Consider the following 5,150-nt stretch of genomic DNA (forward strand, 5'->3'; position numbering starts at 1 on the left):
AGTTGCCAAGATTCAAATTTAATTTCTACTACTGTCATCATGTTTAGATTCTCTTTTATAGGATTATATAATTACCAAATACTATCAAGTTCTAAGACAAATTGAGATAAAATATTTTCCCCCGATAAACTCTCTGGATTAGTTAAAATTTCTACTGCCTGTCCTTGACGATAAATTTCCACTTCTCTAGTTTTTCTATTGATTAACCAACCTAAACGAGTCCCATTATCTAAATATTCCTGCATTTTTTTCCTAGCGGTTTCTATGTTGTCACTAGCAGACATTAATTCAATGACAAAATCGGGAGATAGAGGTAAAAATCTTTCCTTTTGTTGTGGGGTTAAAGCTTGCCATTTTTCTAAAGGTATCCAAGCAGCATCGGGAGAGCGATCGGCCCCATTCGGTAGTTTAAATCCTCCAGAAGAATCAAAAACTACACCTAATTTATTTAGGTTATTCCATAACCATAATTGGGCAGTGATTCCAGCGTTAGAATTACTGGTTTCTCCTCCAGTCGGTGGCATAATAATTAAATCTCCTTTTGGGTTGCGTTCCAAGCGCAAATCTCGGTTATCCTGACAAAGTTGAAAGAACTGTTCATCGCTGAGTTGAAACGAGTTAAATTTAACTTCTACTGTCATTATTATCCCCAACCTACTCTCGTCTAAAATTCATGGTAACGCGCTAGGGCAAGAGATGTTCTTGGATGAAATTAGTGTAAACATCTCCGGCTAAAAAGGCGGGAGTTTCCAATATTTTACGATGGAAATCAATAGTCGTCGGTACTCCCGTGATCGCACATTCCCGCAGGGCGCGTTTCATGCGTTTAATCGCAGTTTCGCGATTTTCTCCCCAGACAATTAATTTCCCAATTAGGGAATCGTAATAGGGGGGGATTTCGTAATCGGTGTAAACGTGGGAATCCATGCGGACACCGGGACCGCCGGGGGGCAGATAACCGCTAATTTTGCCGGGGTGAGGGCGAAAATTGTGATCGGGATCCTCGGCATTAATGCGACACTCGATCGAATGCCCTCTAAATATCACCTGATCTTGCTTAATTTGCAGTTTTTCGCCCTGTGCCACCATAATTTGTTCTCGGATCAGGTCTATCCCCGTGATCATCTCCGTGACGGGGTGTTCCACCTGAATACGGGTGTTCATTTCCATGAAGTAAAAATTGCCCTGTTTATCGACTAAAAATTCCACAGTTCCCACCCCGACGTAATTAATCGATTTAGCGGCTTTAACGGCGGCATTACCCATTTTTGAGCGTAAATGGGGCGTTAAGAAGGGGCTGGGTGCCTCTTCTAGCAGTTTTTGGTGTCGTCGCTGAATCGAACAGTCTCTTTCTCCTAAATGGATCACGTTACCGTGACTATCGGCCAAAATCTGAAACTCGATATGTCGGGGACATTCGATAAATTTTTCTAGATATACTCCTGAATTGCCAAAAGCCGCTTCTGCTTCCCCTTGGGCGGCTTTTAACATATTACCTAGTTCATCTGAACTCTTGACAAGACGCATCCCACGCCCTCCACCGCCGGCGGTGGCTTTAATCAGGACAGGATAACCGATGTCATCAGCGATACGTTTTGCTTCCGCTTCTGAGGTAATTAAACCACCACTGCCGGGGATAGTGGGAACTCCCGCTTTTTGCATGGTTTTTTTAGCGGTAGATTTATCCCCCATAGCCAGAATAGCACTGGGAGACGGACCGATAAAAGTTAACTGATGATCGGCACAAATTTCGGCAAAGCGGGCGTTTTCTGCCAAAAAACCGTAACCGGGATGGATCGCCGTGGCGTTGCGTGTTAGGGCAGCCGAGATGATATTAGGGATATTTAGGTAACTTTTGCTACTTGGGGGCGGACCAATACAAACACTCTCATCGGCCAGTTGAACGTGAAGGGCATGGCGATCGATGGTAGAGTGGACGGCAACGGTTCTAATGCCCAATTCTTCGCAACTATGAAGGATTCTTAAGGCGATTTCCCCGCGATTGGCGATTAATATCTTGGCAAACTGCATTGGACGACCACGAGATCAGGCTGGTGTGATAGGCGACTATTTAGTAGAATATCTGGTTTTGTTACCTTGGGGAAATGAGGAAGTGGGGAAGTGGGGTGTGGGGAAGTGGGGTGTGGGGAAGTGGGGTGTGGGGAGAATAAATAAAATAATCTCCTATCTCCTGACTCCTGACTCCTATCTCCTGACGGCTAAATTAACCGACTTTGTCTCCCTCCCCGGTCAAGATTGAAAGCGATAAGCTAGAGTGTGAGGAGTGAAAACTTTTTAATCTCGTTTCGCCCCTAGAGGATAATAGCTCGATGTTGCGAATTATCACAGAGCCATGGTCAGCCAGAACGGAACTGAGACGAATTCGGGAACGGTTCGACGATCCGGAAATTCGGGAAAAGGAATCGCTTGTCCGAGAGATTGTCGAGCAGGTGCGACTTTCTGGCGATCGCTCGTTGGTGGATTACACGGAAAAATTCTACCAACAGTCCCTTAATCTACAACAACTAAAGGTGAGTGGCTCGGAACTCGATGCTGCTTATCAACAGGTGTCGCAGGATTTATTAAATGCGATCGCCGTTGCCTGTGAAAAAATGGAGGCTTTTCATCGTCAGCGTCTTCCCAAAGCTTGGGTCCAGTTTCCTGAGGATGGTACGGTTCGGGGGAAACGTTATCAACCGGTTAACAGCGTGGGAATTGTCGTTCCCGATGGGAAACGGGCCTATCTCAGTTTATTGCTCCAACAGGCGATTCCTGCCAAAATAGCGGGGGTTAAACGGATTGTCATGGTATCTCCTGCCGATGAGGATTTACGCATCCATCCAGCGATTTTAGTGGCAGCCCAATCGGTGGGTATTAGTGAGATTTATCGGGTGGCTGGACCACAGGCGATCGCCGCTTTAGCCTACGGCACAAAAACGATCGCTCCCGTGGAGATGATTGCCGGAATAGGTGATTTTTATACTAATTTGGCTAAAAAACTGGTTTCTGACCATGTAAAAATCGATTATCTCTCTATTACTTCTGATTTGGTTATTATTGCCGATAGTCAAGCCAATCCCAAGCAGTTGGCCCTAGATCTATTAGCGCAAGCGGAACAGTATTCCCTGGCAGCAGCGATTTTATTGACGACGGATAAGGCTTTGGCCCTAATAGTACAGGAAGAAGTGCAAAAACAGTTACAGGTACATCCCCAGAGATTGTTAACGGAAAAAGCGATCGCTCATTATGGTTTAATCGTGGTGGTGGAATCATTGGAGAAAGCGATCGAATTATCGAATCTTTTTGCTCCCACCCATTTATCTTTGATGATCGATGAGCCTTGGGAAAAGCTATCTTCTGTGAGACAATCGGGAACTATTCTCCTCGGTTCCACTACTCCAAAAGCGGTGGCTGATTATTTGGGTTGTCCCGTGGGAGTGGAAACTTTTCTCGATTCCGCCACTTTAATCGAATATCCTGCCGATTCTTTCGCCTCCATAGCCCACAATCTGCAAATATTAGCGCAAGCGGAGGGCTTTACGACAACGGACGCGGGTATAGAATCCCGAGGTCAGGATAAGACCTAGAGAAACTATAATCTTCTCAAAGCAACTATTGGGTCTAATTTAGCGGCACGATGAGCGGGAACAACACCGAAAATTAGACCGATGGCACTAGAAACTCCTAAAGCGAGAATTATCGCAGGGATTGAGACACTGGTGGTTAAAGCGGCAAAAATTCCCGCTAGATACATTCCTTGAATGCCGACAAAAATCCCGATAATTCCGCCAGTGGTGGCTAAAATCACCGATTCAATGAGAAATTGACCTTTTATATCCCCTTCTTTCGCTCCTAAAGCCTTTCTTAACCCGATTTCTTGGGTTCTTTCCGTGACTGACACGAGCATAATATTCATTACGCCGATTCCCCCGACAAAAAGGGAAATACTGGCGATCGAGGCTAACATTCTAGTTAAACTCTCGTTAGTCTCTTTGGTCATTTCTAGGACTGCGGTTTGGGGGAAAACCTGCACATAATTCTCGTCGCTGACCTGATGACGCATTTGCAGCAGGTTGCTAATCTGAAACTGAGCGGCTTTAATTTGGGCAGAGTTTTTGGCCAAGACAGAAATATGAGTCAGGGGAATGCCATAGATAGCTCTGCGGCCTTGAACCTGATTAGACATGGTAGTTAGGGGAATTAAAGCTCGATCGTCCTGATTAGCCTCAAATAAGGAGCCTTTCGCCTGTAAAACTCCAATGACTTGAAAACTAAGATTGCCGATGCGAAGATTTTCGCCGACGGGATTGCGATTACCAAAGAGATTTTTGGCTAATTCCGATCCCAAGACAATCACCCGATTATCCCGTTTCAGGTCAGATTCCATAATAAATCTACCTTTAGATAGTTGACGGTTACGCACGTTTAGGTACTCGGCTCCCACCCCGATTAGGGGGCTATTACTGGTTCTATTACCGAAGGATAAAATTCTTTTACCGCTCAATTCGGGAGAAATGGCGGCAATGGCGGGAACTTGAGATGCGATCGCTTGAGCATCTTCGTAGGTGAGAGGCCGGGGATTAGGAATTGTCCGCCGGACATTGCGCGAGGAGGTGGAAACAAATAAAACATTCGGTCCGAGAGCTTCAAACTGCTCGAGGGCGACTTTTTGCGCTCCTTCACCCACCCCCACTAGGGCAATGACGGAGGCGTTACCGATAGCAATTCCTAGCATGGTCAGACCACTACGCAGTTTATTGCCCATCAAAGCGGAAAAAGCCATTTTCAGGTTTTCTAGCATTTCCATGGTTAGTTATATTCAGTGATCATTGACACTCCCGTCGCGCTTATGCGAGGGATTCTTGGTTCATTGACTCAAGTTGTCTTGACAGGTATTGCTACCAACCAAGATAGAGCTTAAATCTCCCCAAGCGTTTAGGTCTGACGACCAGTTTCCGATATGCCCTATCGTAGCTTTTTTGAGTATATTTAATGCCGCCATCTTGTCCCTATCTTCTATATACCCACACAAACAAACATGAGTTCTGACTGATAGAGACTTTTTGACTAACCGACCACAATTAAAGCATTCTTGGCTAGTATAGGCTGGATTAACTGCAATAGTTAATCGGCCGTATTTAATGCCAAAA

General features: G+C 45.4%; 6 protein-coding genes. 2 read left to right on the plus strand and 4 right to left on the minus strand.

The genetic code is table 11. The annotated features are described in order from the left end of the window. Positions 1-71: 71 nt before the first annotated feature. Together IM477_RS18100 and accC are read right to left on the minus strand one after the other, a co-directional pair. Complete coding sequence (locus IM477_RS18100; protein ID WP_287732928.1) at positions 72-641, minus strand: Uma2 family endonuclease; 570 nt, start codon at positions 639-641, stop codon at positions 72-74. Between the two features lie 43 nt (positions 642-684). Then, on the minus strand, positions 685-2,031 hold the full coding sequence (gene accC / locus IM477_RS18105) for an acetyl-CoA carboxylase biotin carboxylase subunit (protein ID WP_287732929.1): 1,347 nt from the start codon (positions 2,029-2,031) through the stop codon (positions 685-687). A 25-nt stretch (positions 2,032-2,056) separates the two neighbouring features. Between accC and IM477_RS18110 the strand changes: the two genes are divergently transcribed. Next, positions 2,057-2,260, plus strand: coding sequence for a hypothetical protein (locus IM477_RS18110; RefSeq protein WP_287732930.1), 204 nt, complete (start codon positions 2,057-2,059; stop codon positions 2,258-2,260). A gap of 70 nt (positions 2,261-2,330) precedes the next feature. Next, positions 2,331-3,587, plus strand: coding sequence for a histidinol dehydrogenase (gene hisD, locus IM477_RS18115; protein ID WP_287732931.1), 1,257 nt, complete (start codon positions 2,331-2,333; stop codon positions 3,585-3,587). 5 nt (positions 3,588-3,592) lie between these two features. Here the strand turns inward: hisD and IM477_RS18120 are convergent, their stop codons facing one another. Together IM477_RS18120 and IM477_RS18125 are read right to left on the minus strand one after the other, a co-directional pair. Next, on the minus strand, positions 3,593-4,807 hold the full coding sequence (locus IM477_RS18120) for an ABC transporter permease (RefSeq protein ID WP_125732264.1): 1,215 nt from the start codon (positions 4,805-4,807) through the stop codon (positions 3,593-3,595). A gap of 60 nt (positions 4,808-4,867) precedes the next feature. After that, positions 4,868-5,150 (minus strand): zinc ribbon domain-containing protein (locus IM477_RS18125; RefSeq protein WP_287732932.1); only part of this gene is annotated, 283 nt, incomplete at its 5' end.

It is taken from the genome of Microcystis sp. M090S1, from assembly GCF_020246295.1.
Classification (GTDB): Bacteria; Cyanobacteriota; Cyanobacteriia; order Cyanobacteriales; family Microcystaceae; genus Microcystis; species Microcystis aeruginosa.

Bases quoted from the DNA above. Each gene is read 5' to 3' on its own strand.
- IM477_RS18100 (WP_287732928.1), bottom strand. From the start codon at position 641: ATGACAGTAGAAGTTAAATTTAACTCGTTTCAACTCAGCGATGAACAG.
- IM477_RS18120 (WP_125732264.1), bottom strand. From the start codon at position 4,807: ATGGAAATGCTAGAAAACCTGAAAATGGCTTTTTCCGCTTTGATGGGC.
- accC (WP_287732929.1), bottom strand. From the start codon at position 2,031: ATGCAGTTTGCCAAGATATTAATCGCCAATCGCGGGGAAATCGCCTTA.
- hisD (WP_287732931.1), top strand. From the start codon at position 2,331: ATGTTGCGAATTATCACAGAGCCATGGTCAGCCAGAACGGAACTGAGA.